This window comes from Ochrobactrum sp. CGA5 (genome assembly GCF_006345815.1).
Taxonomy (GTDB): Bacteria; Pseudomonadota; Alphaproteobacteria; order Rhizobiales; family Rhizobiaceae; genus Brucella.
Genome location: NZ_VCIG01000042.1, coordinates 109,495 through 133,801 on the forward strand (window position 1 = coordinate 109,495; position 24,307 = coordinate 133,801).

The following is a 24,307-nucleotide window of genomic DNA, read 5'->3' on the forward strand; positions in this document are numbered from 1 at the left end:
CCCACCAGACAATGGCGCACTAGAATTCCTCCTGTCGCAGTCGGGGCGCCTGTTACCGCCAGGCTATTTCCTGCCAGTACGGCGCCTCTTTCTGAAACTTTTCGGAGAGCGTTGTGCCGCTTCCGTTTGCATCAGCATTTAATTGGACAGCATTGCTGTCCTAATTACGTATGACAGAATTCAAATTGCCTCACAAGATGGAAACGCAATTTTTCTCAGCATCATCCGTAATAAAATATCAAAAGGCTTTACTTTACTGGATTTTAATTACGTTTAGCCGCTCTTGCGTCAGTTTGGCGCGCTTTCGGATACCGCCAGAATGCCTAAAAAATAGGCAAGCTGATGAGATTTTTCGCGCAATCCGGGCCTTAACCGTTTCTGTCAGGCAGGTTATAGAACATCGACTGTGCGACAGCCCATTCAACCAATCTGGAGAACCACGTGCATTTTGCGTCAGACAACTGGGCAGGCGCCCACCCGAGAATCGCCGAGAGCCTTTCGCTGCATGCTGCAGGTTTTGCGGCAGCCTATGGCGCAAGCGAAATCGACAAGCGCGTAGAACAGCGGTTCAACGAATTGTTCGAGCGTGAAGTTGCCGTGTTCTTTGTTGGAACAGGTACAGCCGCCAATTCGCTGGCACTTGCCAGCGTCAACCGACCCGGCGGGGTATCGCTGGTGCACCGTGAAGCCCATGTTATCGAGGATGAATGCGGCGCTCCTGAATATTTTACCGGTGGCGCCCGCTTGCATCCAATTGATGGCGCGCATGGCCGTATCGATCCCGAGCTTCTCAAGCGCGAACTGAAGCGGTTCAACCCGGCTTTTGTCCATGCGGGACAGCCCATGGCCGTCAGTATCACACAGGCAACGGAAGTTGGTACGCTCTACCAGCCCGAACATATCGCCACCATTTCCAAGATCTGCCGCGATGCCGGTCTGCCGCTGCATATGGACGGTGCACGTTTTGCCAATGCGCTTGTATCACTTGATATGACGCCAGCCGAAATGACCTGGAAACAAGGTGTAGACATCGTATCCTTTGGCGGTACGAAGAATGGTTGCTGGTGCGCGGAAGCGCTGGTCTTCATGGACCCTACCCGCGCAAAAGACCTCCCATTCATCCGCAAGCGCGCAGCACAACTCTTTTCCAAGACGCGCTTTGTTGCAGCTCAGTTTGACGCTTACCTCCAGGATAATCTCTGGCTGGAACTGGCTCGCCATTCCAATGCACTTGCAACACGCCTCGCCGGTCATATCAATGCATCGAGCCAAATGCGCCTAGCCTGGAAGCCGGAAGCCAACGAGGTCTTCGCCATTATGAAGCAGTCGGTCTATGACCGCTTACGCAACAACGGAGCAATTTTCTACGACTGGAACCCGCCGCATTCGGAAGTGAACCGCATCAGCGACGGCGAGATTTTCGCCCGCTTCGTGACGAGTTTTGCCAATACGGAAGAAGACATCGACCAGTTTGCTGATCTGATCGCCTGACGCTCTTTGGCACCTCTGAAAAGCGAAAAGGCGACGCTTAAAGCGTCGCCTTTTCCTATTCATAATACACCGAACTTAATGCGCGGTTTTTGCCTCGATCTGCTGAGTGTTATCGGCAGCAGCCTTCGTAACTTCAATCTTGCGCGGCTTCATCTGTTCAGGAATCTCGCGCTTGAGATCAATGTGCAGGAGCCCGTTCTTGAGGCTCGCACCAGCGACTTCAACGAAGTCGGCAAGCTGGAAACGACGCTCGAAAGCACGTGAGGCAATACCGCGATAGAGAACCTCGCCTACATCAGAAGCATTTTCATCTACCTTCTGACCCTTGACAGTCAGCTGGTTGCGATGCGCCTCGATTTCGAGTTCACTTTCGGAAAAGCCCGCGACCGCCATGGTGATGCGATAGGCATTTTCACCCGTGCGCTCGATATTATACGGCGGATAGGACTGATTACCTTCCGGCGAAGCGAGCGTATCAAGCATAGTAAAAAGCCGATCGAAACCGACCGTGGACCGATAGAGCGGGGAAAAATCTACGTGACGCATGGGTTAGCCCTCCTTTAGAGCGACATAATGCTTGTTTCAGCATGATCGTTGCCGAAAAGCGCTTGGCGCATTCGAGATCATACATGGCGGCGAAATTCCCTTCTGGCGAATTCCTTGATGCCGGCGGCCCCTTTTAGGCGACCGCAAAACTCATTTGGGAACGGCTCTTTTTCATTTCAAGTCCGCCGGCAAGTGGCAATTACAAAAGATGGCCTACACGCGCCGTCACGCTGCGTAACAACTCCTGATCAATAGGGCCCTACATTTTGGGGATTCGCCGCACAATGAACCCAAAATGAACATCATCTTTGGCGAGCGTTCAGCCGCTTGGGGCTAATGTCCCACCATGCCTGCTGCAAAGCAGGTTCATCAAAGGATTACGGTTATGAAAAAAGCTGTTCTTGCTTTTGCCGCACTTGCCACCGTCGCAACCGGTTTTGCGACATCATCCCTTGCAGCCGAGAGCGGACTGCATGTTCAGATTCAATATTATGATGATGACGGCTATCGTCCGCCGCGTCCTTATCCGGGTCCCCGTCCCGGTTGGGACGGCGGGCCGGACCGCCGCCCAGGCTGGGGCGATGATTATGGCCGTCGCGACATCATGGGACCGCGCCGTATCGCGCGCTCGCTGGAACGCCGCGGCTATGATGTGGGCGATATGCGCCTCAAACGCGACACCTATTTCGTTCGTGCCACAAGACCGAGCGGTCGCCGTGTGATCGTTATGGTTGACGCCTATACGGGCCGCATTGTCGGCGAACGCCGCCCTGGTGGGTACTGAATGCTTCTGTAAATTTTCTCTACAGACCAGTCGGTGTAACGTCCCTTGCACCGGCTGTTCTTTAAACCGGAAGTTCGTACTCGAACTTCCGGTTACTTTTTGTCATCAATTGGCCCATTATGCTGGAAACAAAGATTTCGTATCTGAAACAGAAAGGCTCGCAATCGGATGTCGGAACTGCTTTTCGAGACCGATGCGAATCCCATTCCGCACGGAATAAGGGCTGGCTGGCTTGAAGCAAAGAGCGGCAAGACCCTGCGCTATGCCATACTGAAACCAGAAACGAGGCCGGTACAGGGAACGGTTGTCCTGCTTCAGGGGCGCAATGAATTCATCGAAAAGTATTTCGAAACCATGGGCGATCTGACCGCGCGCGGCTTCACCGTCGTGACCTTCGACTGGCGCGGGCAAGGCGGCTCATATCGGCTGCTGAAGGATCGTCAGCGCGGCTATGTTCGCAGTTTTGACGACTATTCTGACGATCTCGACCTTATTTTGGATCAAATTGCTTTGCCTGATTGCCCCCCGCCATTGTACATTCTCGGCCATTCTGCGGGTGCGCTTGTGGCACTTTCCTCCATGGACAGGCTAACATCGCGCATCAGTCGCATGGTGCTGTGCGCGCCCTTCCTCGGGCTTGATGGACAAAGGCTGAGCGATGACAATGTACGTCGCATCGCCGCCACCTTTCGATGGCTCGGTCTCGGTCGGGTTTATGCTTCCGGCGGACGCAGGCTGGCGTCACGTCCCTTTGCAGGCAATCCGCTAACCAGCGACCCGGCGCGCTTCATGCGCAATATGGAAATCCCACGCATTCACCCGGAACTTGCGCTTGGTGGTCCGACAGCTTGCTGGCTCTGGAGCGCACTAGAAACTTCGCGACGCATCAATCAGCCGGATTTCTACGCAGGACCGTCGGTACCTGTCCTTATCATTGCCGCTGGCGCTGACCGCGTGGTTTCGACGCCGATGATCGAGCGCTTTGTGGCAAGGACTCGTAACGTCTCGCTGACGACAATCAACGGCGCGCGTCATGAGGTACTTCAAGAAGCCGACTTTTACCGTGAACAACTCTGGGCAGCCTTCGATGCCTTCATTCCCGGTTCATCCCAAGTGGAAACGATGCCGGAGACCATCGAACCCATGGCCTCCGGTATTTAGCTAGCTATTCAACAGATCAAGCGCTGCGCGGTGCAGTTCAGGAGAAGCCGCCGCAACGATATCACCGCCCTTTTCCGCCGGGGACCCATCGCGTTGCGTCACCACGCCGCCAGCCTGCTCAATCAGTGGGATGAGAGCAACAATGTCAAAGGGCTGTAGACCCGCTTCAACCACAATATCAGCGAAACCGCTTGCCAGCATGGCGAAGGCATAGCAATCAACCCCATAGCGGGACAGTCGAACAGCGCTTTCCAAGCGATCAAATCCCTTGCGGCTTTCATCTTTGAAGAGGGCCGGGGTCGTCGTAAACATCGTTGCGTCGGCCAAGGCCGCATTCTTGCGCACCGACAAACGCCGCGGGGCTTCGCTGCTGTCATTGCGGACCAGATAGGCACCGTTGCCGTCGCTGTAAAACAACTCGCCGGTGAAAGGCTGCGACATCATTCCCGCCTTTGCATCGCCATCGACAGTAAGACCCAAAAGCGTCCCCCAGACCGGCAGGCCAGAAATAAAGGCACGCGTTCCGTCAATAGGATCAATCACCCATACATGACTGCGGTCGATATTCTCCGGCCCATATTCCTCCCCCAGAATACCGTGGTCGGGAAAAGCCCCGCCAATAACCGCACGAATCGCACGCTCCGCTGCCCGGTCCGCTTCGGTTACCGGATCGAAACCGACGCTATACTTGTTATCGATTTCCGTCAGTTGGCGAAACCGCGGCAGTGTTTCGCGCGCTGCGGCATCAGCCACTTCAGAAAAAAATGCCTTATCGATCAGCAACCCCGAACTCCTGTTTCCAACACATGGTGCATACTTATGCAAACTGCACTAACATTGCCCATATAATAGGCGAAACACAATTAGCTCAAAAAATATGCGCATTTTCTTGACGTTATCGCCATTCAGACGTAATTTAAATCCCAGACAGGTTTTCCTGTCGATGCCTTTCGGGGCATTTCCTCCCTAGTCTTTGGCCGCGCTCGTATTGTTCGGGCGCGGTTCTTTTTATCTGCTGGAGGCATCCAACGGAACGGATTATTCTGCGGCCAGAGGCGGAGCGATAAAGAGATCATCCGGCAGCGATGTTAGGTCGCTCAGGAACCCATGCAGATCGGCACAAAGCATTTCAAAACCGGCGAGTTTTTGCAGGTTCTGCTCGTTCACATAAAGACTGCGGTTTATTTCAATCTGCAGGGCATGGCAGGCCACAGCGGGCCGTCCGTAGTGCTCCGTTATAAACCCACCAGCATAGGGCTTGTTGTGTGCAACGGTATAGCCCAGATCCCGCAATAGATCGATGGCCGCTTGCGTCAACCTTTCGCTGCACGAGCGGCCGAAACGATCACCGACAATAAAATCCGGGCGCGATCCAACTTCACCGGGTCGGCTGCCGCCAGGCATCGAATGGCAATCGACCAGAACCGCATAGCCGAAACGCTGGCGCGTGGACTGAAGCAGCGCATCAAGCGTCTGGTGATAGGGCTTGTATAGATCTTCAATGCGATAGAAGGCTTCGGCAAGCGGAATGCGTCCCGAATAGATCAACTGCCCCTCACCGACCAGTCGTGGCACGGTGCCAAGCCCACCTGCAACGCGCACCGACTGACTATTCGCGAAAGACGGTAGCGGCTCCGTGAACATGCGGGGATCAAGTTCATATGGCTCGCGATTGACATCAAGAAAAGCACGCGGGAAATGCGCTTTGAGCAGAGGGGCACCGAGCCGCATGGCCGAAGCAAAAAGCTCATCGACATAACAGTCTTCCGAATGGCGTATGCTTAAGGCGTCGAGGCACGACGCCTCAACGAAGGAGTGCGGATAGTAGCGCCCGCTATGCGGTGAATTGAAGACAAATGGAATACGCTGTTCCGCCGGAGCGCATATTTCGAAGGGCGGTATCAGACTAAAATCACGCTCCAAACTCATTCTTCACCCGTTTTCAACCATTCCGGTCGTCCGACAACAATCGACGTCAGTAACGCAATAAATTACGTCAGACAGTGCATACGTGCAAATGGCCGGAAGAAGAAACTTGCGACCCTCGCACGGCGTGCGATATGCGACAATCCTGTCACACTGAACAGCTTGTTGCCAAATACGCGCCATAACAATTAACATTCGTGCGAGCATTCATTCCATATTTACCAAAGAAGCGTTTTCTACGGTGGATATTGAGTCGTTAAGGGTCAGCTTTTGGGCGATGAACACGACACAGAATTCGGACGGAACAATGAAGAGAATCCTTCTAGCTGAAGATGACAATGATATGCGCCGCTTCCTCGTCAAGGCGCTGGAAAAAGCCGGTTATCACGTAACGCACTTCGACAATGGTGCGAGTGCCTATGAAAGATTGCAGGAAGAACCTTTCTCCCTTCTGCTGACCGACATTGTCATGCCGGAAATGGATGGTATCGAACTGGCGCGGCGTGCGACAGAAATCGACCCGGATCTGAAGATCATGTTCATTACCGGCTTTGCCGCTGTCGCGCTTAACCCCGATTCGGACGCACCGCGCGATGCAAAGGTGCTTTCCAAACCATTCCACCTGCGTGATCTGGTAAATGAAATCGAAAAAATGCTGATCGCCGCTTGAGGCGATCCCGCAGATTTGCGGCCCTTTGTTTTGTCGTCAACAGAAAGACGAAAAAACTTCATAAAAGGGCATTGACGGGCGCAACGCGATATGGTGTATGCGCCACATCGAATGGGCGTGTAGCTCAGCGGGAGAGCACTACGTTGACATCGTAGGGGTCACAGGTTCAATCCCTGTCACGCCCACCATTCGATCTCCTTGAAATTGTTAAGATAATTTTTGCAAACTGAACGTTTGCGCCCAGAATGAGTTTAGCTTAGCAACACGCTAGCAACTTGAAAATTATGATAGCTTTTTGGTACTAACGCAGACAAACGCCGACTCCTTAGCGCGGCTGATTTTCCCTGACGTTCCTTCTGACGATCGGTATTCAATCGTCACATCTCATTGCCAGTCGGGATACTACCCGTCTATCGTGAAATCCAGCAGTTGATACCGATATGATGATCCGGGAGCAAAGCTCGCAATCAGCACACGGCCTTTCTCATGAAATGCTGCATCGCATTTGATTAGCGTAGTACTGATGCCACGCTCGCCTATGGGCCGTTCATTGGAACCATTTGGACGGGCCTTTCGTTTTTCCTGTTTCTCTGGCCTTGGTGCTGATGTCTACAGAGAATGGATTGGGTCCATTTCGACCCGAGAGAGCGACAATGAGAAATTTTGAGAAAGCTCGTGTCCAAATGGTGGAGCAGCTTGTCCATCGCGGTATCCATGACACGCGCGTGCTGGAAGCGATGGGCACGTTGGCTCGTGAGAAATTCATCGATGAAGGCTTTATCGAGTTTGCCTATGAAGACACACCTCTACCAATCAAAAATGGCCAAACGATCTCACAACCATATATGACTGCCTTTATGATTGCATCGGCGCATCTGGGTGGGGGTGAACACGTTCTCGAAATTGGAACAGGCTCCGGCTACGCTGCGGCGATCATAGCACAGATTGCCGGTCAGATATTTACTGTCGAACGGTATTCCACCCTTGCCGAAGCCGCGCAACAACGCTTCGAAGACCTCGGCTGCGATAATATCCATGTGCGCACGGGCGACGGCAGCAATGGTTGGCCAGAAGAAGCTCCTTTCGACGCGATAATTGTTGCAGCGGGTGCTCCGGAAATCCCCTCCCCGCTCAAAGAGCAGCTCAAACCAGGCGGGCGGCTCATCATACCGGTCGGCAGTATGGCGGGTACCCAGCGCCTTTTGTGCATCACCCGTAAATCTACGGAGGAATTCGACGAGGAAGATCTCGGCGGTGTGATGTTCGTACCGCTTGTGGGAAATAAGGCCTGGCCCGACATGAACTGATATGATTTTGGCCGCGAAGAACGGGAGAAGACCATGATAGAAAACGGATACAAACTTCACAAAAATGGCGATGGTACGTGGTCGGTGATTGACGCTTTCGAGGGTAATCCGATCACGTTCGAAGGCAAGCTGCAGATCGCATTGAACGAAGAAGAGGCAAAGCGGGTTCTCGACTGTCTCAACAGACAGAATCTCGAACGCCACCCCGAAGACGGCAGCGGACGATTACCTTGATCCCTCAGCGCGCTTGAAACACGAAGTGATCAAATGGGGCTATCTTAAATAGTCTGGAAGCGTATCGTCGATGCTTCGGAAAGGAGAAGGAGATGCCGCTCTTCAACGAAGCGAGCCGCATTTATAAGCCAGAAGAAGTGAACTTCATGCGCAGCTGCTTTTCCAACGCCGCGATCATTCTTGAAGAAAGCGACAGGGAATATGCTGCGACTGACCTTTCGTCTGCAATCGTTATGCTTTACCAGAACGGGCTGAGGGATTTGAACTACATCGCGGAACTGGCGTCGCGACTTGCTCACAAGAGATATATGGAGCGTCACCCTGATACGCCCGTCGCAGCGAATGTGAACGTTCTGCCCGGTTCGAAGGCTCCTTCCTGAATTCCGAACCGAACTAGGGTTTGCGGGTTAGTTGCAATCAGGAATTCTGCTCAGCACCTATAAACTTGTTAAAGCGGCTATCCTCCGTTTCTTCGTAGAGAAAAGCCAGCTTTCTATCGTCAAAGATGGCGAAGAAATCATCCCAATTGATTTCCTCCAGATTCTGGTCTTTTTCTGCGAAATCGATACGCAATAGACCGCCTTCACTACCGGTTTCCACCATTGCGGGCCGCCCATTTGGGTCTTCAACCCACTGGCGGATCTCATCGTGGTCACGTGTGATCTGAGCCATGGTTCTACCCTTCCGCTTTAAATTTCTTTGCTTCTTCAAGCAATTTTTGTCGATCTCTTCCAAAACGCTCGATCAACTGCCGAGCCTGCAGCGGAGAAATATCCGAGTTCTCGGCCAGGAACTTGATGTCTTCATCATCCGTCAGTGGGGTAGTTGATTTCTCGTTCATGATTGATCCTCATTTCTGGTGAGCGGGCGCCTGCACCGGCTGGTCGCCGCCCGTGCCGGTCTCTGGTCGGTCATTTTCTACCGGCGGCTTGGTCTTCTGGTCGGCGGAACCTATGGCGGGAGGTGTCTGGATGCCTTGCTTTTGCGTTACCGATCCACCACCGGTCAGGCTCCACCCGAGAAGGAGAAGGAGCAGAACTGCCACTATGACTAATACGAAGCGCGGAAAATATCGGAGCGCTCGCGGCGAAGCCTGTCTCTCCCCTCGTTCACGTTCTGATCGCTTGTTCATGACCACATCCATGAGACTATAAAATATCCGATGACAACCACGGCAATGATGAACCACCAGACCATGTAGGCTGGACCTTCACGCATCTGCGTAGTTTTTCTTGCGGATCGCGCATTCTCTTTCGGTGGCCATGCGCGCAGGCCGGACGCATGACTGGAAGCATTGCTATCATCGGGTTTTACCGGAGCCGCTAACGGCCGTGTCCCGTGATCTTCAACCGGTTGAGCGCTGCCGCCAGCCTCTGCATCTGTTTCCATTGGCGCTACCGCAGGATCAAAGCCGGGAACCTTGTCGCCGGTTTCACCCCGTTGGATCGCGCCTCTTGCGCGAGCGCCAGAGCTTTTATCCGGTGGAACTGTTTTCATCATTATGGGCCTCTAAGCTCCAACCATGAGGAAAACCAATTGTTCCGCAGAATTTCATTGCTTCAACCTTGCCATTTCCCGCTCCATCATTCGGTGCTCCTTTTCACTCAATGAAACAATCCGAGGTTTGAAAGGTTGGGCCGCCGTCTCAATAAACGGAGGTTTCCATGAAACACGATCCGAAAACCGGCACCACCGATCAGAAGCCGAAATGGGAAGGCCCGCCGGAAAACCGGCCTCGTGGTTACGAACCCGCTGACGACGATCCCGCAAAGAAACGCGATGCCGCGGGGCACAATCTTGCCGATCCTGACCGCAAAAACCTTGCTGATGCGTTGAGTGAACCCAAGCACACCAGGAGAAAGGGAGGTGGAAAATGACAGTGTCTTCCCTTCCTCCCCTCAAAGCTATCGCGCTCAATGCCACCTTGAAGCGAAGTGCAGACCAGAATCCATCTTCGACCGACAGGATGCTACATTATCTCGATACACATCTTGTTCCTTATGGCGTGCAAACGGAGCATGTGCGGCTGAGTGAATTCAACATCGATCCCGGCGTTACATCGCGCGAAAGCGAAGACGACGAGTGGCCGGCACTCAGAACCAAAATCCTCGATGCGGATATTCTTATTTTCGGCACGCCGATCTGGCTCGGTCAACCATCAAGCATCTGCAAGCGCGTGCTGGAACGTATGGATGCATTTCTTTCAGAGACCGATGATGCCAACCGAATGCCGTCTTACGGGCATGTCGCCGTCGCGGCAGTGGTTGGGAACGAGGACGGGGCACATTTCGTGTCATCGCAGCTCTATCAGGCGTTGAACGATGTGGGCTTCACCCTGCCTGCCAACGGCGTAACCTACTGGGTGGGCGAGGCGATGCAATCAACCAATTTCGTCGATCTGGGAGAGGTACCCGAAACAGTGGTTTCCGCTACCAAAATACTGGCTGCCAATTGCGGACATCTGGCACGATTGTTGAAGGCCGCTCCTTATCCCGGTTCAGAATAACAGGAGGGTGGCGCGCAAAGCATTGTCGGCTGGCCCGGATTGACCGGCCCGGGTGATGGATGTTCAGGTATAGGAGGGGGCGGTATCTGTTCAGGTTCGTCGGGACTGAACGGCCCCTTATCTGGTTGCGGAATGGTCTCCGGCGGCTCAACCGGAATGCCTTCAGGTTCATTTTCAGGAATTTCCGGCGGGTCGGACGCTGCCCCGGAACCCGCAGATAAAGCGATCGTCCACCATTCAGCGATATAGATTTTCACTGGTCCCTCCCTTGTCCAAAGCAGGTTAAGTCCAATCTGGTTTGCCGTAAGCCTTGCGCAATTCTTCCATGGCGGTTTCCAGCACTTGTTTGCGCGTTTCCGGCAAGTTCTTGCCAGCGCGGTTGATGTAGAAGGTCAGCATGGACATGGCCGAGCGAAACGGTTCCGCCTTGCGTTTGTGGCTCTTGTCAGCCGAGCGTTTCAGGGAAGCTGCGATTTCCTTCGGATCATCCTGCTCGAACACATGCGGTTCGATATCTAACGCGTCGCTGTGTTCGGTCACGTCGGCTGACCATTTCTTTGCCTGGACCATATCAAAACTCCTCTGTTGCAAGTTTCGATAACCGTCGAGGGCAGTTCATGTTCCCCTTTCACTGCTCTGCAGCCGTGACCCAGGATTACGCGCAGCTTCGCAAAGCTTCCTGCTCTTATGGAACAAAGTATCTGCCAGCTTGTTCCGGACCATTATTAACCACCCGGGTCTTCGCAATGGAGAAAGTACAATGTTCAATACTGACCCTTCAAACTGCGGGTTGCTCTTTTTCAACAAAGATCGAGTCGGCGCGGGCGAACCGTCCCAGCGCGAAACACGGGACCATCAAGCACGCCCGACGCATGAGCAGTCCAACGCACCTGGCAATCCACACCAGCCCCAACCGAACGATCCGCAAAAGAACTTCGATTTTGACGACCCCAATGGCGCGCGTCCGAATGACCTTGCCAATCCCGGTCCGCGTGTAATGAGACGCGAACGCAGCGATCGAGACTGACCGACCCCTTACAGGAGATGTAAGATGCCTGCGAAATCCAAAGCACAACAACAGGCTGCCGGCGCGGCCTTGGCTGCAAAACGTGGAGACAAATCAAAAAGTCAACTCCGTGGAGCATCCAGGGAAATGGCCAAGTCCATGAGTGAGAAAGAGCTCGAAAAATTGGCCTCCACCAGACAGAAGGGCAAGCCGGAGCATAAGTCGAAGTCCTGACAAAACGGACAGGAAATAACGATGATTATCCTGAAGTGGCTTGCCGTCATCATGTTCGCCGCCGCATTGTTCGGGCTGGGAACCCTGTTCATCACATCGGACAAGGGGGACGTCTCTCCAGAAAGTCCCACCCAACCGTCCAGCTCCCCGACGCAACCCTGATCGCGACTGCTCGCCTGTTTTTTTCGATCGCGCGAAACAAAATTATTCCTAGCGGGTTAGGTGCGCCGTCGTCGCAATTTTCAACCGCACGACAAGAACAGTTCATAACCACAAGGAGGAGCCGGAAATGGCCAGCACCAAGCAACGCAATCTCGATGACCTATTCTACGACACGCTCAAGGACATTTATTATGCGGAGCGTAAGATATTGAAAACGCTTCCCAAAATGTCCCGAGCGGCCACTGATGAAAAGCTCAAGAACGCGTTCGAAAAGCACCGGGAACAAACCGAAGGACATGTCGAACGTTTGCAGCAATGCTTCGAGATTCTCGGTAAGCGTGCGCAAGGCAAGACCTGTGATGCCATTGAAGGTATTATCGCTGAAGGGGAAGAGATCATCGAAGAGTTTTCGAATAGTCCCGCCCTTGATGCCGGTTTGATATCTGCGGCCCAGGCGGTCGAACATTACGAAATCACGCGTTACGGCACATTGAAGCGTTGGGCCGAAACCCTGGGCCACAAGGATGTGGCGAAACTCCTCGACCAGACCCTGCAGGAAGAAGGTCAGACCGATAAGGACCTGACGAAACTCGCGGAGTCCTCTGCCAATCCCCGTGCGGAAGCCGCCTGAGCGCAGACTTTTCAAGACCGCTAGCGAGGTGATGACATGGAAAGTGCCCTATTCCGGGGTGATCCTACGGGAAAAATTCGTGTCGTTTGCCAGTCTTCCGACAGTCCTCACAATGTAGCCAGCGTGGAAGCGTTGGCTGCCCGCCTATGTTCGCTGACCGGCAGGCAATTGCGGCCCACCCTGCAAAGCTTTGACGAGAACAACGAAACGTTTTTCGTACCGACTTTTGCTCTGGTCCGCCAGGACGGGCACCCCGAAATGAGCATTGAGAACTTCTACGGCGGCATCGTTCACCACGGTTTTATGGCAACGAAACTCGTTACCCATCCACACTGGCACGACGATGACAATTTGCCGGAAGGTTGGGCAGGAAACTTTGCAGCTTGTTTACAGGATTGTGTTCTACCCGGCTTTTCGGTCTTTTCACATGGCCATGCACTGGATGCCGCTGGTGCCCTGCTAAAAAAGCACAAGGTTCGATTCAAAAATCCCTATGCGTCCGGCGGCAAAGACCAGACCGTCATCGAAACCGTTCGCGCCCTCGACGGATTTCTGGAAACCGTATCTGATCGCGAAATTGCGAACGGGCTCGTCGTCGAAGAGGACGTTGAAAACTCTACCACCTATTCCGTAGGACAGGTCCAGATCGAAGATCACATCGGAAGCTATCTAGGCCGTCAATATACTTCGCGCGACGAGGACGGGAGTAAAGTTTATGCGGGTAGCCGTTTGCGTGTGGTGCGCGGCGGCTGGGACGCTCTGCTTCACCAAGTCCAATCGCCCGTTGCACGCAGGATCGTAGAGAATGCCAGACGTTACGATGAAGCAGCTCTTCAACATCTCGGTCTCGTTGCGTCGCGCAGAAACTACGACGTTCTTGTCGGGCCGATAACGGAAAATGGCGTCCGCTGCGGCGTATTGGAACAATCATGGCGTGTGGGAGGTGCCTCCCCTGCCGAAGTTCTGGCATTGGAAAAACTGGCGCAGGACGAAACTGTTACCGCCGTACAGGCAGTATTGCGCGAGAGCTATGGTCAGCCATCTACATTCAACGAGGACGATTTCGTCGTTTACGTCGGCGACGACGATTTCGGACGACCTCTCCACAAATATGCGCGAATAGAGAAAATCTATCATGATCCGTAACGCCACCGCCGTCAGCGTCGACCAGCACGAACTGGCCGCGACTGTCATCTCTCCGGATACCACCATTCCGGGCGTTCTATTTCTGCACGGTTGGGCCGGTAGCCAGGAACGCGATATCGAAAGAGCAAATGCGATATCCTCGCTCGGTTGTGTTTGTCTTACCTTCGACATGCGCGGCCATGGGGAATTGCTGTCCAGCAACAAAACCGTAACGCGCGGTGAAAATCTTGACGATGCTATTGCTGCATATGACCGGCTGGCCAGCCTCAAAATGGTCGAAGACGGTTCGATTGTGGTCATAGGAAGCAGCTATGGAGGGTATCTCGCGACATTGCTGACCGAATTTCGGCCCGTCCGTTGGCTGGCATTAAGAGCCCCGGCACTTTATCGTGACCAGCTTTGGCAAGTCCCTAAAGCACGGCTCGACCGCAGTGACCTGCAATCCTATCGTTCGACACTCGTAAAGTTTGATGATAACCGCGCACTTCGACAGGCCCGAGAATTTCTTGGCGATGTACTGCTGGTCGAGTCCGAACACGACATCATCGTCCCACATCCCACGGTCGCAAGTTATCAAACTGCCTTCATCAATTCTCAATCGTTGACCGTTCGGATGATAGGTGGCGCGGATCACGCACTTACCGGAGACCATCATCAAAAGGTCTACAATCAGCTTTTGACCCGTTGGATCAGAGAAATGGTTCTCGGAGCACGCTAACGGAACAATGTAAGGGTTCATTGGTTGGGACAGTCCCTCAGAAACAAGGGAGCCAACGATGAAACGGTCTATTCGAAATCTCGCAGGCGCAGCCTTCTTGCTGCTCGCACCAGCGGCGTTTGCCCAAACTACACCTACTGAAGAACCTCAGACTCCCGCAGTTACCACGCCCGGAGAGAAAAATCCGAAGGCACCGGTGCCTGGGCAGAACAGTTTTACCGAGGATCAGGCAAAGGAACGCCTGACCGAAGAGGGGTTCAGCAACATTATGAATCTTCAACTCGGCGAAGATGGCATCTGGCGCGCCGAAGCCGCGCGTGACGGTCAGCCTGTCAAAGTTCTTCTCGACTTTCAGGGAAACATCACCACGCAGTGACCGGTTGTAGTCGCAACACCATAAAGGAGATGAAAATGGCTTATATCACGGGTCTATTCGACAATCACGACGAAGCCGTCGATGCCGTTAGAGCGCTCGAAGAAGCCGGGATTCCGGCTGAAAATATCAGCCTGATTTCGAATAACACAGATGGTCGATATGCAGGCGAGGCCCTGAAGGACGAAGAGAGCGCAGTCACAGGTGCTGAAACCGGCGCCGGTCTTGGTGCAGTAGCAGGCGGTGGTGCCGGGCTGTTGACCGGGCTGGGCCTGCTATCCATACCGGGTGTCGGTCCGGTCGTGGCGGGCGGTTGGCTCACCGCCACACTGGTCGGACTGGTCGGCGGAGCGACTGCCGGCGGCGTCGCAGGCGGTATTGTGGGCGCTCTCGTGGAAACCGGCGTGCCCGAAGAAGAGGCGCAGGCCTATAGCGAAGCCATTCGCCGTGGCAGTACTCTGGTTGCCGTTCGTTGCGATGAGACGGAGCGAGAGAAGGTCGAAGCTATTCTTGATGATTGGGCGCGGGTCAATATCGGCCAAAGACGCGATGCTTATATCGAAGAAGGATGGGAGAGCTTCAATGCGTCGGGCGCGCCCTACACTGCGGACGAAATTGAACGCGAACGTCAGCGCTGGGGCTAGGCGGATTGACTATGAAAGAAGTAGATCCGCGCAAGGCCCGTCAAGGTTTGAATGGACGGCGTATTCTAATGATACTCATTTCCAGCCTGATACTGGCCGTGATTGTCTGGGGCGCAGTCGAATTTTACGGGAAAATGCGCCCCGGTCGCGGTTTCATGGATGACAATAGCAAGCCGCCTGCATCCACGGAATCACAGACGCCGCCTTCGGCAACAGGTCGGCGATGACAGTACCAGCAATCACCCGTCGCCAACAGAATCTTGAACAAGTCTGCGCGGAAGCGCGGACTTGTCGGCGTTGTGAGCTCTATCAAAATGCAACACAGACGGTTTTTGGCGAAGGGCGCACCGGCGCCCGAGTTTTCTTTGTTGCCGAACAACCTGGCGACAAGGAGGATATTGGAGGAAGGCCCTTGATTGGCCCTGCAGGTCGGCTCTTCGATGCCTGCCTAAACGAAGTCGGTATCAAACGCGAGCGATGCTATATTACCAATGCGGTAAAACACTTTCGACATACACAGCGCGGTAAAAGACGCATTCACCAGCGCCCGTCAACCAGCCACATTGAAGCTTGTCGCTGGTGGCTCCAGCAGGAAATTGAACTGGTTGAACCCCACATCATCGTTGCGCTGGGCGCAGTTGCCGCCCGTTCCCTTTTCGGAAAGCCGATGAAAATCGCAGCGATACGCGGCATCCCTCTCGAGTTCGAGAACCACCTTATCCTTGTGACGATCCACCCATCCTACCTGCTACGCTTACGTGCCCAGAGCGGCTTTGATCGCGAACGGGCGATGTTTCTCAAAGAACTGGCCAAAGTCGCGGAGTTCGAGCGCGCCGCCGAAACGTGAAGTTTATTACAGTCGTTTTCCCGGAACATCATTTGCTCTGTCTTGTTAGGCTTATGTCACGCGCGACAAATTCCACTCCCAACAATCAATGGTCTAAAACCACTGAAAGGAAAGAGAATGGCACAGAACCACACGCAAGGTGGCACACACGAACAACACGTGAAAGCCGGCCAGCAAAGCCACAAGAACGATGGCAAGCATGCGAGCAGCGGAGGCGGCGACAAGCAACAGCAGCAGACGTCTTCCCGTGGGGGAACCCATGAGCAGCATGTAAAGGCAGGTCAACAGAGCCATAAGAATTCGTAATTCAAAGGGGCGGCCTTGTGCCGCCCCATTCTCAAACCGGACTTTTGTTCGGAAAGGCTAAGACGATGTCTTTCAAGCCAAATCCCGACTACATGCTGGAGCCAGAACATCTCGTTGAGATGATACCGGCTTTGCGCGCGTTTTCCCGCACATTTTACCGTCAGAAAGAAGATGCTGAGGATCTTGTTCAGGAAACATTGCTGAAAGCACTGGCCAATCGAGAAAAATACGTTCCCTATTCGCCCCTGAAATCCTGGCTTTTCACCATCATGCGCAACACGTTCTGCACGCGTATTCGCATCCAGAACCGTGAAGCACCGGGCGTGAGCGAGTGCGTTTCACCCATAGCTTCAGTCAAAGCATCGCAGGAGCTGACGCTCGAGGCGCACGACGTGCAAACAGCAATTGAAACCTTGCCTCACAAATATCGCCGCGTTTTGGCATTGGTAGTGTTGGAGGGCAAAAGCTATGAACGAACGGCCCAGCTTTGCGATTGCTCGATCGGAACGGTGAAAAGCCGCCTGCATCGCGCTCGTCATAAGCTCCACGATATCGTGGGACGCGCCTAGATGATGTTATCCAGGCATTTGCATTCGCAAAATCGCGTTGTGGTTCGTGATGTGAAATCAGCACGAGACATCTTGTCATTCGGTTTCAGACATGGCCAACTGTTTGTAATGATTAGATCTAGCGATGATACAATGCGTTTATTCTCAGGAAAGCGCATTTTGGTTTTTGAAGATGGTTTTCTGCTTTCAGAGGAAGCAGGAGCCTGTCTGACGAAGGCTGGCGCTGTCGTTCTCGGTCCGGTAAACACGGCTTATCAAGCACTGTATTATCTGGAACGTGGGAGGGTAGACGCTGTTGTTATGGATGTCACTCTGGAACCGGAAGCGGTGCTTCCGGTTGTCGCCGAACTGGAACAGAGCGCCATACCCTTCATATTCGCCCTATCAGACAACCCCATCCTGGACAGCCTGGGCTTCGCAGGATTTGTACTCAGCGCGCGCCACAGAGACCTATCCACAATAGCGGAAGCATTGTTTCTTCATCGTAACGTGGGACATTAATAATCCTCCCAAATCGATTGATCACTGTTTCTCCTTCAAATGCTTCTGAACGCCTGGAACAAGCAGCGTATTTCGTTGTTAGGGCGACAGGGTGAAAAGGAAGGACAAGCCGATATGGAAAGCCAATATCCCAAGCCACCATTCGAAACAAAGCAGCAACCGATGCCGGGCATAACCAATAAGATGAATCCGAAACCGGATCACGGCGAAACAACCTATAGCGGTTCGGGGAAACTGAAGGGGTTGAGGGCAATCATTACTGGAGGAGACAGCGGCATTGGTCGTGCGGTTGCGATTGCATTTGCACGGGAAGGCGCGGATATCCTGATTGCTTATCTGGAAGAGGATGAGGATGCACTGGAAACCAAAGCGCTTATCGAGAAAGACGGTCGAAAAGCCGTCTTGATGAAATGCGATATCCAGCATGCCCAAACCTGTCGCGACCTGATTGATCGTGCGGTAGGCGAACTAGGCGGAATCGATATTCTGGTGAACAACGCCGCTCATCAGGCAAGTTTCACCGAACTCGGTCATATCAGCGACGAAGAATGGGAGCTAACATTTCGCGTCAATATTCATGCGATGTTTTATCTGACAAAAGCGGCCCTTTCTCATATGAGACCCGGCGCTGCGATCATCAATACGGCTTCCATCAATTCAGATATGCCGAATCCAACTCTTCTGGCCTATGCGACGACAAAGGGTGCGATCCAGAATTTTACCGCTGGGTTGGCCCAGCTTCTTGCAGAAAAGGGAATCCGTGCCAATGCGGTCGCGCCCGGCCCGGTTTGGACCCCACTCATACCGTCGACCCTTCCTGAGGAGGCGGTACGGAATTTTGGCAAACAGACGCCAATGAAAAGACCGGCCCAACCAGCGGAACTCGCTTCCGCATATGTCATGCTGGCAGACCCGCTATCGAGTTTCACGTCCGGCGCTACAATAGCAGTCACTGGCGGCAAGCCGATTTTGTGATGCGTACTCGTTCGCTTTGCGGCCATGGCTCCATTGCATTGTTATTTTCGTGGATCAATCAGCGCTATGCCGAATTCCGGTCGATAGGTCCGCTCCATAGTGCTGGTATTTTCCTTAATCATTACTTCGAGCGTCGGCCGCACCAAGGCTTCAATCAGGTGCCCGCCTTTCGCCTCACCGTTACGCATTCCCAAAACCACATGCAAATGAAGAATCGGACTGCCTTCTTCGCCCTGAGCGCAATCACCCAGCAAGCTGAGTACCTCGCACTGCTCGTCAAGTTCGACCCGGTGATAGTCTTGTCGCTCAAGGTCGAAAAATCCAAGCGTAGCGCGTCGGAAAGCTCCAATCGCGGTCACCGAGGCTGCCGTTAAATCCCTTTTCTGGACAAATCGGGTAAGTGTCGCGACCACCGCTTCTTCCGGAGCGAGAATGACGACGAAGATCCGCTGCCCCGCTCCTTCTCCCAACAATTTGAATTGCATTATCTGTGCCTCCTGTTTTCGGGTTTTGAAGATGCAACCAATAGCGGGACAAAAAGTTTCAGCTTGCCGTCAAAGGAAAATTCGGTCGCAACTCATTTCCAGATTTGTCCGCTACCGTACCAAAAATCATTTGCCGGATCAGAGTGTTATAGAACCCCAACCGTCAAAGAGAGTTGGGGGGCACAACGGCGAATAGCTGGTACTTTGCCCGAAGTAGCACAGATGTACGACGAATCTAAACTGCACAACCGCCTGTTGAAGAGCCTGCCTCCAGATATTCTCAATAGTATTTGTTCGTCCCTGGAACCTGTCACGCTTGAGCGTGGTCAAGTTATTGTCAGGGCCAATCAATCGATCGACTATCTATACTTTCTTTGCGGCGGGATCAGTTCGGTCATCGCCGTATCGACCAGAGGTCAGCTGGCAGAGGCTGGCATGGTCGGACGCGAAGGGTTTTCACCAACGTCAGGAGCGGTTGGCGCTACAACCAGCATTCATGAAATTATCATGCAAGTCAGCGGCTATGGTCATCGGATTGCCGTCAGTGCTGCACGAGAGGAAATTAATCGCAACAGCGTGTTTGCCAGTTTGTTGGCCCGTTACATTCAGACTTTTGCCTCACAGGTTTCTTATACTGTCTGGGCCAACGTAAACTTGCATGTTCACGAGCGGCTGGCGCGCTGGCTCTTGATGTCACATGATCGTGTTGACGGGGATGAAATTATCCTGACCCACGACTTCATCGCTCTCATGCTCGGTGTAAGACGCCCCAGCATTACGACAGGACTTCACCTACTGGAAGGCAAAAAACTGGTGCGATCAGAGCGAGGCCGCATCACAATACGTGACCGTAGGGGTCTCGAAGAATTTGCTGGCGAAGCCTACGGAAAACCCGAAGAAGAATATAGCCAGCTCTTCGGCGCTCAAAACTAGACGTCACCGAGAGGTTCAAATCCCTGCATCAGCCGCACGTATTCCTTTTCCGGCCAGCCATAGGCATCTCGAGCATAGCGTTCCAGCCCGTGACGATTACGAACAAAGACAACTCCTCGTTCAGACTTGATCAAGCCCAATCCTTCAAGAACATGAAGAGAATTCGTGACACTTGGCCGACGAACTGCAAGCATTATCGACAGGAACTCGTGAGTGATTGCTATTTCTTTGCCTAATATTCGGTCATCACACATCAGCAACCATCGGGCCAATCGTTGCGTGACTTCATGAATGGCATTCGAGACGGCGGTATAGGCAAGCTGAACGGAAAACGCCTCGATAGAGCGGATCATGATCCTGGAAAAACTGCGGCTTTCGTCCATCCACCGCCGAAACTTCTCATAAGGCATTTCATAACCTTGCGCAGCAACCTGAACCAGGACGTCATAAGAACTGTTTTCGACACCAGCGATTGCAGACGTTGGAATATACCCATCGAAGCCGAAAATTCCCGCTTCTGCACGTTTTCCTTCGGCGGTCGTCACAATAACCGAGCCGATACCTGTCGTAAGAAAATAAACTTTCGCGATCGGTTTCCCCGTTTCTGCAAGCACCGTCCCACGCGGAAGTTCCACATAAGTAGTTTCCTGGATAAGGGCTTCATAATCGGAGGGCGGAAGCAAAGCCAAAAGTTTGTTAGCAATGGCATTCTGTGGAGGAAACGGCATTTCGTGAACCTCATTCCATCATCATGAAGTGGAAACACGCGGAAGGATGGTTGGTTCCGAGAAGCGATCGGTAAACGCTTTTTTCGGTACGCTACCGCACCAATGCGAAAGAACAGGTTTTAAGACTATCTAAGTCCGGTAAACGGCGTATCGTTGAAGCTTCGTTTCTTGATGGAGGCTGACATGCCGTTATTTAATGAAGCCAGCAGAATTTACTCATCAGCTGAAGTTAATTTCATGCGTAGTTGCTTTGCTCAATCTGCAATAATTCTCGAAGAAAGTGACCGTGCTTATTCGGCCACTGAGCTCGCAGAGTGCATAATACGACTATATGAAAGCGGCTTGCGTGATCTTAATTACATTTCAGAGCTAGCTGCAAGGCTCGCTCACTCACGATTTGAGATCCGGCATCACGATTTCGCGGCCAACACCAATCACTCGCAGAAATTCGTTTAAGCTATCGTTTCCGAAGACTCTTTTCAGCCGGATACAAGTCGCTTTCGAGTTGCGCTCTTGCTCTGTTAAGCCTGCTCTTGATCGTTCCGACCGTGCAGCCCGCCGCCATCGCAGCCTTTTCGTAACTCAGCCCGCGAAATATCACTAGGTCAAGAACGCTCTTATGTGCCGGCGACAGTTTACAGAAAGCCTCCCCGACATCCTGCAATTCCATGGCCCAATCCTGCGATGGGTTGATTGTTAGTCCCTCCCGATCCTCAATTGCATCTTCGCGGCGGGATATCTTGATCCTGGTGCAGAAAATGTTCTTCATGATGGTGAACAGCCAGGATTTGAGCGATCCATAGGGGACGAACTTATCGCGATTGCACAGAGCTTTTAATAGCGTTTCCTGAACAAGGTCCTCTACGTCGGAACGCTGATGGTACATCGTTCTGGCGAACTGATGAAGCGCAGGTCCAAGTGCCAGCAACTCTTCTTCGAACTCGGATATCGAGGGCATGTGTCTCCTCCTTCCCCAGGTAAAGTAAGGCCCAGTCAGCCAGTTAGTTCCTCCGCAAGGTCTGTCTGTACGATAGCGTACGGTTGTGAAGCGGAGCGCGATGAGCGTGGGAACCAGCCGTATTCGGCTTCGCCTCGTCGCTGAAACCCCGGGAATTTCAATCTGGAACGAAAGCAATTCTGGCTGGTTCGGCATATTTGGCAGGAGTTTGGCAAATGGCTATGGAAACCCAAGTCGTTTCGATGGAAGACGATGAAGCTTATTCGGTTCAGTTTTATGACGATGCAGGAACTGCCGTTTCTGTCTACTTCCAGAACCCGCAGCATGTTCACTTGTCAACAGCCGACGCGGTGAACGAAGCAACTGCGCGGATGTTGCGTCTGCTTGAGGGAGCCTGTGGGCAAATCGTCGTAGAAAGACTTGAAGAATAACATGCCTCTGGAAACCGGGCTTCTACGCGGAGATTTGCGAGGCGGCTGCATGCATCTTTGCATAGACATGCAGAATCTTTTCGGACCTGCTTCGCCTTGGCACGTGCCATGGATTGACGCGATCTTGCCCAATATCGTGGATATCTGCTCCCAGCGCAGTGAAGAAACGATCTTTACCCGCTTTATACCTCCAAGGTCACCCGACGCTGCCCTGGGAGCATGGAGAGGTTATTACCGCAAGTGGGAGACCCTTACTCTCAATCGTATCGATCCGTCATTCATGGACCTCGTCGACCCGTTGGGAGATTTTTCGCCGCCTGCTGTTGTACTCGATAAGACTGTTTACTCCCCCTGGACCGAAGGCTTCCTCCAGCGATATCTGCACAAAAAGCGCGTTCATACTTTGATCATTAGCGGAGCGGAGACCGATCTTTGTGTTCTCGCAACACTATTGGGCGCCGTAGATCGCGGATATCGGGTGATCATTGTCCACGATGCAGTATGCAGCGTTTCCGATCAAACCCACGACGCAATTATCTCTCTTTGTCACCAACGATTTAGTGAGCAATTGGAACTCGTCTGCACGGATGAGCTTATCGACTCCTGGCGATAAGACTTGGCAAACCACGGGACTTTCAAATTGATGAAGGTTTTGACCTGCTCCCCTTGTTGTCCGCGATTATAAGCTCGCCATGGAACAGATACACCGGGATGACGCTGTGGTCATTAAAATTGCGGACGGCATCACGCAGACAGTGAGAACAGTAGCAGATGCCGAGAATATATTGCTGTCTCAATGGAATAGGTTCAAACTAGATAGTCTCAGCGTCGTTATCACGGTCTGCCTTTTATGCACGCACGACATTGGGAGTACCGAAGACGCAAGACTTGCTTTCGAAATGCCGCTTCGATGTCAAGAATTCTGGCTTAACTCTTTGGCTGAGCATGACCTTTCAGAATCCATCTCAAAGCGACCTAAACACGTCAGATACCCATCTGTCAGCCGTTTAATAAAGCTCATGACGCGGGGGACTAGAATTAAGCATTCCTGAGCCAACTAAGTAGAGTCAAAAAGACGACCTTCACCCTGCAACTGGCGAAGAGGGGCAGAGAATTTCGCAACAAACCCTTCGGTTCCATAGTCAGCGTCAACCTCACCGGCGCCTAACAGTCCCATTTTTATGAGCTTGGAACCAAACCCGGTCTTAGTTGGCGCGATAACAGGTGGCCCGCCAAATTCAGCCCAACGCAACGAGAAAACTGCATCATCCTGTTTTTTTGACACAGCTACTTCCAACAGCACATGACCCTCATTGTTTGAAAGAGCGCCATATTTGATCGCATTGGTGGTCAGTTCGTGAATTAGAAGCGACAGCGTTGAAGCTCCTTTAGGGCCGATCAGCACATCCGGTCCGCTTATCTGTACGCGATCCGCCACCGCCAGCGCGTTTGTTATTCCGCTCACAATCTGACGAAGCGAACCTTCGGAGCTTTTGCCCAATCGTAACACATCGTGTGCATTTCCGAGTGCAAACAGGCGTCTGGTAAAGGTGTTGATCACTTCTTCATCAGCATTGTTATTGAAAGTCTGACCAGCAATCGCCGCTACTATGCTAAAGGTATTTTTGATCCGATGAGCGAGTTCGGCATTCAGTATGCGAGCATGTTTTTCCGCTTCAACCTTTGTCGTGGTCTCGATGACAGTATCCATCATGCCGGCTATTTGTCCCCGTTCATTATAAATCGGGCTATAGCAGAAGGTAAAATAACATTGCTCGGGGTATCCGTGCCGATCGATGACCAAGGGAAAGTCTTCAATGAAGATGGCTTCACCCGCATAGGCCTTCTGGACCATCGGTTGAATTTCATCCCAAGCCTCGGCCCAAATATCGCGGAATGAAGCTCCCATGCAGTTCTCTTTCTCACCGAGAATCTGTCGGAAGGCATCGTTATAAATCGTGGTGAATTCCGGTCCCCAGATAATGGCCTTTGGGAAATGCGAAGCCAGGCATCATCTGAACCGCGGTTATCAGAG

At 52.8% G+C, this 24,307-nt stretch carries 40 protein-coding genes and 1 tRNA gene; 28 read left to right on the forward strand and 13 right to left on the reverse strand.

The genetic code is table 11. The features are described 5' to 3' along the window. Nucleotides 1-441: 441 nt before the first annotated feature. The gene (locus FJQ48_RS18810) at nucleotides 442-1,491 is read left to right on the forward strand and encodes a low specificity L-threonine aldolase (protein WP_139976479.1); all 1,050 of its coding nucleotides are present in this window, start codon (nucleotides 442-444) and stop codon (nucleotides 1,489-1,491) included. A gap of 75 nt (nucleotides 1,492-1,566) precedes the next feature. Here FJQ48_RS18810 and FJQ48_RS18815 read toward each other — a convergent pair whose 3' ends face one another. Then, nucleotides 1,567-2,037: an Hsp20 family protein gene (locus FJQ48_RS18815; protein ID WP_139976480.1), complete on the reverse strand. Its 471-nt coding sequence runs from the start codon at nucleotides 2,035-2,037 to the stop codon at nucleotides 1,567-1,569. 385 nt (nucleotides 2,038-2,422) lie between these two features. Between FJQ48_RS18815 and FJQ48_RS18820 the strand changes: the two genes are divergently transcribed. Beyond that, nucleotides 2,423-2,821, forward strand: a complete 399-nt coding sequence (locus FJQ48_RS18820) for an antifreeze protein (RefSeq protein WP_139976481.1) — start codon at nucleotides 2,423-2,425, stop codon at nucleotides 2,819-2,821. Between the two features lie 168 nt (nucleotides 2,822-2,989). Further along, nucleotides 2,990-3,982 carry an alpha/beta hydrolase gene (locus FJQ48_RS18825; RefSeq protein WP_139976482.1) on the forward strand — a complete coding sequence of 331 codons (993 nt, stop codon included), beginning with the start codon at nucleotides 2,990-2,992 and terminating at the stop codon, nucleotides 3,980-3,982. On the opposite strand, the gene hisN is transcribed toward FJQ48_RS18825, so the two are convergent. Together hisN and FJQ48_RS18835 are read right to left on the reverse strand one after the other, a co-directional pair. After that, complete coding sequence (gene hisN / locus FJQ48_RS18830; protein WP_139976483.1) at nucleotides 3,983-4,765, reverse strand: histidinol-phosphatase; 783 nt, start codon at nucleotides 4,763-4,765, stop codon at nucleotides 3,983-3,985. A gap of 255 nt (nucleotides 4,766-5,020) precedes the next feature. Next, nucleotides 5,021-5,911 carry an N-formylglutamate amidohydrolase gene (locus FJQ48_RS18835; RefSeq protein ID WP_139976484.1) on the reverse strand — a complete coding sequence of 297 codons (891 nt, stop codon included), beginning with the start codon at nucleotides 5,909-5,911 and terminating at the stop codon, nucleotides 5,021-5,023. A 304-nt stretch (nucleotides 5,912-6,215) separates the two neighbouring features. On the opposite strand from FJQ48_RS18835, the gene FJQ48_RS18840 reads away from it, so the two are divergent. From FJQ48_RS18840 to FJQ48_RS18860, 5 genes are all read left to right on the forward strand, one after another. Then, nucleotides 6,216-6,578, forward strand: coding sequence for a response regulator (locus tag FJQ48_RS18840; RefSeq protein WP_002966536.1), 363 nt, complete (start codon nucleotides 6,216-6,218; stop codon nucleotides 6,576-6,578). A gap of 113 nt (nucleotides 6,579-6,691) precedes the next feature. Further along, nucleotides 6,692-6,766 (forward strand) — tRNA-Val (locus tag FJQ48_RS18845). 465 nt (nucleotides 6,767-7,231) lie between these two features. Further along, nucleotides 7,232-7,885, forward strand: coding sequence for a protein-L-isoaspartate(D-aspartate) O-methyltransferase (locus FJQ48_RS18850; RefSeq protein WP_043061996.1), 654 nt, complete (start codon nucleotides 7,232-7,234; stop codon nucleotides 7,883-7,885). Nucleotides 7,886-7,918: 33 nt separating this feature from the next. After that, the gene (locus FJQ48_RS18855) at nucleotides 7,919-8,119 is read left to right on the forward strand and encodes a hypothetical protein (RefSeq protein ID WP_139976485.1); all 201 of its coding nucleotides are present in this window, start codon (nucleotides 7,919-7,921) and stop codon (nucleotides 8,117-8,119) included. A gap of 92 nt (nucleotides 8,120-8,211) precedes the next feature. Further along, on the forward strand, nucleotides 8,212-8,499 hold the full coding sequence (locus FJQ48_RS18860; RefSeq protein ID WP_043061995.1) for a hypothetical protein: 288 nt from the start codon (nucleotides 8,212-8,214) through the stop codon (nucleotides 8,497-8,499). 37 nt (nucleotides 8,500-8,536) lie between these two features. Here FJQ48_RS18860 and FJQ48_RS18865 read toward each other — a convergent pair whose 3' ends face one another. Continuing rightward, nucleotides 8,537-8,791 (reverse strand): hypothetical protein, encoded by a 255-nt coding sequence (locus FJQ48_RS18865; protein ID WP_139976486.1) that lies wholly within the window; start codon nucleotides 8,789-8,791, stop codon nucleotides 8,537-8,539. A gap of 4 nt (nucleotides 8,792-8,795) precedes the next feature. Continuing rightward, on the reverse strand, nucleotides 8,796-8,960 hold the full coding sequence (locus FJQ48_RS22485) for a hypothetical protein (RefSeq protein ID WP_086000501.1): 165 nt from the start codon (nucleotides 8,958-8,960) through the stop codon (nucleotides 8,796-8,798). Nucleotides 8,961-8,978: 18 nt separating this feature from the next. Between FJQ48_RS22485 and FJQ48_RS22490 the strand changes: the two genes are divergently transcribed. Next, the gene (locus FJQ48_RS22490) at nucleotides 8,979-9,173 is read left to right on the forward strand and encodes a hypothetical protein (protein WP_155269254.1); all 195 of its coding nucleotides are present in this window, start codon (nucleotides 8,979-8,981) and stop codon (nucleotides 9,171-9,173) included. Between the two features lie 74 nt (nucleotides 9,174-9,247). Here FJQ48_RS22490 and FJQ48_RS18875 read toward each other — a convergent pair whose 3' ends face one another. Next, nucleotides 9,248-9,619 carry a hypothetical protein gene (locus tag FJQ48_RS18875; protein ID WP_139976487.1) on the reverse strand — a complete coding sequence of 124 codons (372 nt, stop codon included), beginning with the start codon at nucleotides 9,617-9,619 and terminating at the stop codon, nucleotides 9,248-9,250. A gap of 164 nt (nucleotides 9,620-9,783) precedes the next feature. Here FJQ48_RS18875 and FJQ48_RS18880 point away from each other — a divergent pair, with 164 nt between their 5' ends. Both FJQ48_RS18880 and FJQ48_RS18885 read left to right on the forward strand, forming a co-directional pair. Further along, entirely contained in the window at nucleotides 9,784-9,996 is a 213-nt protein-coding gene (locus FJQ48_RS18880; RefSeq protein WP_012093577.1) for a hypothetical protein, read from the forward strand. After that, a complete protein-coding gene (locus FJQ48_RS18885) occupies nucleotides 9,993-10,625 on the forward strand; it encodes an NAD(P)H-dependent oxidoreductase (RefSeq protein WP_139976488.1) in 633 nt (210 codons plus the stop codon). Before FJQ48_RS18880 ends, FJQ48_RS18885 begins: the two co-directional genes overlap by 4 nt. Here the strand turns inward: FJQ48_RS18885 and FJQ48_RS18890 are convergent. Both FJQ48_RS18890 and FJQ48_RS18895 read right to left on the reverse strand, forming a co-directional pair. Continuing rightward, nucleotides 10,607-10,882: a chitin-binding protein gene (locus tag FJQ48_RS18890; protein ID WP_139976489.1), complete on the reverse strand. Its 276-nt coding sequence runs from the start codon at nucleotides 10,880-10,882 to the stop codon at nucleotides 10,607-10,609. The two genes, FJQ48_RS18885 and FJQ48_RS18890, sit on opposite strands and share 19 nt — an antisense overlap. A 25-nt stretch (nucleotides 10,883-10,907) precedes the next feature. Continuing rightward, nucleotides 10,908-11,195, reverse strand: a complete 288-nt coding sequence (locus FJQ48_RS18895) for a DUF3175 domain-containing protein (RefSeq protein WP_139976490.1) — start codon at nucleotides 11,193-11,195, stop codon at nucleotides 10,908-10,910. A gap of 190 nt (nucleotides 11,196-11,385) precedes the next feature. On the opposite strand from FJQ48_RS18895, the gene FJQ48_RS18900 reads away from it, so the two are divergent. The 10 genes from FJQ48_RS18900 to FJQ48_RS18940 all read left to right on the forward strand — a co-directional run bounded on the left by FJQ48_RS18900 (nucleotide 11,386) and on the right by FJQ48_RS18940 (nucleotide 16,386). After that, nucleotides 11,386-11,652 (forward strand): hypothetical protein, encoded by a 267-nt coding sequence (locus FJQ48_RS18900; protein WP_036588037.1) that lies wholly within the window; start codon nucleotides 11,386-11,388, stop codon nucleotides 11,650-11,652. A 24-nt stretch (nucleotides 11,653-11,676) separates the two neighbouring features. After that, nucleotides 11,677-11,865: a DUF3008 family protein gene (locus tag FJQ48_RS18905; RefSeq protein WP_043061992.1), complete on the forward strand. Its 189-nt coding sequence runs from the start codon at nucleotides 11,677-11,679 to the stop codon at nucleotides 11,863-11,865. Nucleotides 11,866-11,886: 21 nt separating this feature from the next. After that, the gene (locus FJQ48_RS22495) at nucleotides 11,887-12,027 is read left to right on the forward strand and encodes a hypothetical protein (protein WP_155269255.1); all 141 of its coding nucleotides are present in this window, start codon (nucleotides 11,887-11,889) and stop codon (nucleotides 12,025-12,027) included. A 127-nt stretch (nucleotides 12,028-12,154) separates the two neighbouring features. Continuing rightward, on the forward strand, nucleotides 12,155-12,658 hold the full coding sequence (locus FJQ48_RS18910; RefSeq protein WP_012093582.1) for a ferritin-like domain-containing protein: 504 nt from the start codon (nucleotides 12,155-12,157) through the stop codon (nucleotides 12,656-12,658). Nucleotides 12,659-12,694: 36 nt separating this feature from the next. Beyond that, nucleotides 12,695-13,804, forward strand: a complete 1,110-nt coding sequence (locus FJQ48_RS18915) for a DUF3182 family protein (protein WP_139976491.1) — start codon at nucleotides 12,695-12,697, stop codon at nucleotides 13,802-13,804. Next, nucleotides 13,794-14,522: an alpha/beta hydrolase gene (locus FJQ48_RS18920; RefSeq protein ID WP_036588041.1), complete on the forward strand. Its 729-nt coding sequence runs from the start codon at nucleotides 13,794-13,796 to the stop codon at nucleotides 14,520-14,522. Before FJQ48_RS18915 ends, FJQ48_RS18920 begins: the two co-directional genes overlap by 11 nt. 58 nt (nucleotides 14,523-14,580) lie before the next feature. Beyond that, nucleotides 14,581-14,898 (forward strand): PepSY domain-containing protein, encoded by a 318-nt coding sequence (locus tag FJQ48_RS18925; RefSeq protein WP_012093585.1) that lies wholly within the window; start codon nucleotides 14,581-14,583, stop codon nucleotides 14,896-14,898. A 35-nt stretch (nucleotides 14,899-14,933) separates the two neighbouring features. Next, complete coding sequence (locus FJQ48_RS18930; protein ID WP_012093586.1) at nucleotides 14,934-15,539, forward strand: hypothetical protein; 606 nt, start codon at nucleotides 14,934-14,936, stop codon at nucleotides 15,537-15,539. 11 nt (nucleotides 15,540-15,550) lie between these two features. Then, a complete protein-coding gene (locus FJQ48_RS18935) occupies nucleotides 15,551-15,766 on the forward strand; it encodes a hypothetical protein (protein ID WP_036588045.1) in 216 nt (71 codons plus the stop codon). Continuing rightward, entirely contained in the window at nucleotides 15,763-16,386 is a 624-nt protein-coding gene (locus tag FJQ48_RS18940; protein WP_012093587.1) for a UdgX family uracil-DNA binding protein, read from the forward strand. The genes FJQ48_RS18935 and FJQ48_RS18940 overlap by 4 nt, the downstream gene beginning before the upstream one ends. A gap of 93 nt (nucleotides 16,387-16,479) precedes the next feature. On the opposite strand, the gene FJQ48_RS22605 is transcribed toward FJQ48_RS18940, so the two are convergent. Beyond that, on the reverse strand, nucleotides 16,480-16,680 hold the full coding sequence (locus FJQ48_RS22605; protein WP_036588048.1) for a hypothetical protein: 201 nt from the start codon (nucleotides 16,678-16,680) through the stop codon (nucleotides 16,480-16,482). A gap of 77 nt (nucleotides 16,681-16,757) precedes the next feature. On the opposite strand from FJQ48_RS22605, the gene FJQ48_RS18950 reads away from it, so the two are divergent. The 3 genes from FJQ48_RS18950 (at nucleotide 16,758) to FJQ48_RS18960 (ending at nucleotide 18,737) form a co-directional block, all read left to right on the forward strand. Further along, nucleotides 16,758-17,261, forward strand: coding sequence for a sigma-70 family RNA polymerase sigma factor (locus FJQ48_RS18950; protein WP_139976492.1), 504 nt, complete (start codon nucleotides 16,758-16,760; stop codon nucleotides 17,259-17,261). A 159-nt stretch (nucleotides 17,262-17,420) separates the two neighbouring features. Next, nucleotides 17,421-17,762, forward strand: coding sequence for a transcriptional regulator (locus FJQ48_RS18955; RefSeq protein ID WP_247870415.1), 342 nt, complete (start codon nucleotides 17,421-17,423; stop codon nucleotides 17,760-17,762). A 114-nt stretch (nucleotides 17,763-17,876) separates the two neighbouring features. Further along, nucleotides 17,877-18,737 (forward strand): SDR family oxidoreductase, encoded by an 861-nt coding sequence (locus FJQ48_RS18960; protein WP_139976493.1) that lies wholly within the window; start codon nucleotides 17,877-17,879, stop codon nucleotides 18,735-18,737. A 41-nt stretch (nucleotides 18,738-18,778) separates the two neighbouring features. On the opposite strand, the gene FJQ48_RS18965 is transcribed toward FJQ48_RS18960, so the two are convergent. After that, nucleotides 18,779-19,222, reverse strand: coding sequence for a PPC domain-containing DNA-binding protein (locus tag FJQ48_RS18965; RefSeq protein WP_139976494.1), 444 nt, complete (start codon nucleotides 19,220-19,222; stop codon nucleotides 18,779-18,781). A 222-nt stretch (nucleotides 19,223-19,444) separates the two neighbouring features. On the opposite strand from FJQ48_RS18965, the gene FJQ48_RS18970 reads away from it, so the two are divergent. Beyond that, on the forward strand, nucleotides 19,445-20,155 hold the full coding sequence (locus FJQ48_RS18970) for a Crp/Fnr family transcriptional regulator (RefSeq protein ID WP_012093593.1): 711 nt from the start codon (nucleotides 19,445-19,447) through the stop codon (nucleotides 20,153-20,155). Here FJQ48_RS18970 and FJQ48_RS18975 read toward each other — a convergent pair. After that, complete coding sequence (locus FJQ48_RS18975; protein WP_139976495.1) at nucleotides 20,152-20,883, reverse strand: Crp/Fnr family transcriptional regulator; 732 nt, start codon at nucleotides 20,881-20,883, stop codon at nucleotides 20,152-20,154. The genes FJQ48_RS18970 and FJQ48_RS18975 overlap by 4 nt on opposite strands. A gap of 457 nt (nucleotides 20,884-21,340) precedes the next feature. Further along, entirely contained in the window at nucleotides 21,341-21,841 is a 501-nt protein-coding gene (locus tag FJQ48_RS18985) for a sigma-70 family RNA polymerase sigma factor (protein ID WP_139976497.1), read from the reverse strand. Nucleotides 21,842-22,056: 215 nt separating this feature from the next. Here FJQ48_RS18985 and FJQ48_RS18990 point away from each other — a divergent pair, with 215 nt between their 5' ends. The 3 genes from FJQ48_RS18990 (at nucleotide 22,057) to FJQ48_RS22785 (ending at nucleotide 23,324) form a co-directional block, all read left to right on the forward strand. Further along, a complete protein-coding gene (locus tag FJQ48_RS18990) occupies nucleotides 22,057-22,272 on the forward strand; it encodes a hypothetical protein (protein ID WP_139976498.1) in 216 nt (71 codons plus the stop codon). Between the two features lies 1 nt (nucleotide 22,273). Then, nucleotides 22,274-22,885, forward strand: a complete 612-nt coding sequence (locus FJQ48_RS18995) for an isochorismatase family cysteine hydrolase (RefSeq protein ID WP_139976499.1) — start codon at nucleotides 22,274-22,276, stop codon at nucleotides 22,883-22,885. A gap of 79 nt (nucleotides 22,886-22,964) precedes the next feature. After that, nucleotides 22,965-23,324 (forward strand): DUF982 domain-containing protein, encoded by a 360-nt coding sequence (locus FJQ48_RS22785; RefSeq protein ID WP_247870416.1) that lies wholly within the window; start codon nucleotides 22,965-22,967, stop codon nucleotides 23,322-23,324. Between the two features lie 5 nt (nucleotides 23,325-23,329). Here the strand turns inward: FJQ48_RS22785 and FJQ48_RS19005 are convergent, their stop codons facing one another. Next, nucleotides 23,330-24,280: an HWE histidine kinase domain-containing protein gene (locus FJQ48_RS19005; protein WP_348770745.1), complete on the reverse strand. Its 951-nt coding sequence runs from the start codon at nucleotides 24,278-24,280 to the stop codon at nucleotides 23,330-23,332. Nucleotides 24,281-24,307 lie beyond the last annotated feature (27 nt).

Bases quoted from the DNA above. Each gene is read 5' to 3' on its own strand.
- FJQ48_RS18885 (WP_139976488.1), top strand. From the start codon at position 9,993: ATGACAGTGTCTTCCCTTCCTCCCCTCAAAGCTATCGCGCTCAATGCC.
- FJQ48_RS18925 (WP_012093585.1), top strand. From the start codon at position 14,581: ATGAAACGGTCTATTCGAAATCTCGCAGGCGCAGCCTTCTTGCTGCTC.
- FJQ48_RS22485 (WP_086000501.1), bottom strand. From the start codon at position 8,960: ATGAACGAGAAATCAACTACCCCACTGACGGATGATGAAGACATCAAG.
- FJQ48_RS18920 (WP_036588041.1), top strand. From the start codon at position 13,794: ATGATCCGTAACGCCACCGCCGTCAGCGTCGACCAGCACGAACTGGCC.
- FJQ48_RS22495 (WP_155269255.1), top strand. From the start codon at position 11,887: ATGATTATCCTGAAGTGGCTTGCCGTCATCATGTTCGCCGCCGCATTG.
- FJQ48_RS18875 (WP_139976487.1), bottom strand. From the start codon at position 9,619: ATGATGAAAACAGTTCCACCGGATAAAAGCTCTGGCGCTCGCGCAAGA.
- FJQ48_RS18935 (WP_036588045.1), top strand. From the start codon at position 15,551: ATGAAAGAAGTAGATCCGCGCAAGGCCCGTCAAGGTTTGAATGGACGG.
- FJQ48_RS22785 (WP_247870416.1), top strand. From the start codon at position 22,965: ATGGAACAGATACACCGGGATGACGCTGTGGTCATTAAAATTGCGGAC.
- FJQ48_RS18950 (WP_139976492.1), top strand. From the start codon at position 16,758: ATGTCTTTCAAGCCAAATCCCGACTACATGCTGGAGCCAGAACATCTC.
- FJQ48_RS18960 (WP_139976493.1), top strand. From the start codon at position 17,877: ATGGAAAGCCAATATCCCAAGCCACCATTCGAAACAAAGCAGCAACCG.
- FJQ48_RS18850 (WP_043061996.1), top strand. From the start codon at position 7,232: ATGAGAAATTTTGAGAAAGCTCGTGTCCAAATGGTGGAGCAGCTTGTC.
- FJQ48_RS18860 (WP_043061995.1), top strand. From the start codon at position 8,212: ATGCCGCTCTTCAACGAAGCGAGCCGCATTTATAAGCCAGAAGAAGTG.
- FJQ48_RS18930 (WP_012093586.1), top strand. From the start codon at position 14,934: ATGGCTTATATCACGGGTCTATTCGACAATCACGACGAAGCCGTCGAT.
- FJQ48_RS18900 (WP_036588037.1), top strand. From the start codon at position 11,386: ATGTTCAATACTGACCCTTCAAACTGCGGGTTGCTCTTTTTCAACAAA.
- FJQ48_RS18985 (WP_139976497.1), bottom strand. From the start codon at position 21,841: ATGCCCTCGATATCCGAGTTCGAAGAAGAGTTGCTGGCACTTGGACCT.
- FJQ48_RS18940 (WP_012093587.1), top strand. From the start codon at position 15,763: ATGACAGTACCAGCAATCACCCGTCGCCAACAGAATCTTGAACAAGTC.
- FJQ48_RS18970 (WP_012093593.1), top strand. From the start codon at position 19,445: ATGTACGACGAATCTAAACTGCACAACCGCCTGTTGAAGAGCCTGCCT.
- FJQ48_RS18840 (WP_002966536.1), top strand. From the start codon at position 6,216: ATGAAGAGAATCCTTCTAGCTGAAGATGACAATGATATGCGCCGCTTC.
- FJQ48_RS18815 (WP_139976480.1), bottom strand. From the start codon at position 2,037: ATGCGTCACGTAGATTTTTCCCCGCTCTATCGGTCCACGGTCGGTTTC.
- FJQ48_RS18910 (WP_012093582.1), top strand. From the start codon at position 12,155: ATGGCCAGCACCAAGCAACGCAATCTCGATGACCTATTCTACGACACG.
- FJQ48_RS18975 (WP_139976495.1), bottom strand. From the start codon at position 20,883: ATGCCGTTTCCTCCACAGAATGCCATTGCTAACAAACTTTTGGCTTTG.
- FJQ48_RS18835 (WP_139976484.1), bottom strand. From the start codon at position 5,911: ATGAGTTTGGAGCGTGATTTTAGTCTGATACCGCCCTTCGAAATATGC.
- FJQ48_RS18825 (WP_139976482.1), top strand. From the start codon at position 2,990: ATGTCGGAACTGCTTTTCGAGACCGATGCGAATCCCATTCCGCACGGA.
- FJQ48_RS18995 (WP_139976499.1), top strand. From the start codon at position 22,274: ATGCCTCTGGAAACCGGGCTTCTACGCGGAGATTTGCGAGGCGGCTGC.
- FJQ48_RS18880 (WP_012093577.1), top strand. From the start codon at position 9,784: ATGAAACACGATCCGAAAACCGGCACCACCGATCAGAAGCCGAAATGG.
- FJQ48_RS18990 (WP_139976498.1), top strand. From the start codon at position 22,057: ATGGCTATGGAAACCCAAGTCGTTTCGATGGAAGACGATGAAGCTTAT.
- FJQ48_RS18895 (WP_139976490.1), bottom strand. From the start codon at position 11,195: ATGGTCCAGGCAAAGAAATGGTCAGCCGACGTGACCGAACACAGCGAC.
- FJQ48_RS18865 (WP_139976486.1), bottom strand. From the start codon at position 8,791: ATGGCTCAGATCACACGTGACCACGATGAGATCCGCCAGTGGGTTGAA.
- FJQ48_RS18965 (WP_139976494.1), bottom strand. From the start codon at position 19,222: ATGCAATTCAAATTGTTGGGAGAAGGAGCGGGGCAGCGGATCTTCGTC.
- FJQ48_RS18915 (WP_139976491.1), top strand. From the start codon at position 12,695: ATGGAAAGTGCCCTATTCCGGGGTGATCCTACGGGAAAAATTCGTGTC.
- FJQ48_RS18820 (WP_139976481.1), top strand. From the start codon at position 2,423: ATGAAAAAAGCTGTTCTTGCTTTTGCCGCACTTGCCACCGTCGCAACC.
- FJQ48_RS22605 (WP_036588048.1), bottom strand. From the start codon at position 16,680: ATGGCTCTGTTGACCTGCCTTTACATGCTGCTCATGGGTTCCCCCACG.
- FJQ48_RS18855 (WP_139976485.1), top strand. From the start codon at position 7,919: ATGATAGAAAACGGATACAAACTTCACAAAAATGGCGATGGTACGTGG.
- FJQ48_RS18905 (WP_043061992.1), top strand. From the start codon at position 11,677: ATGCCTGCGAAATCCAAAGCACAACAACAGGCTGCCGGCGCGGCCTTG.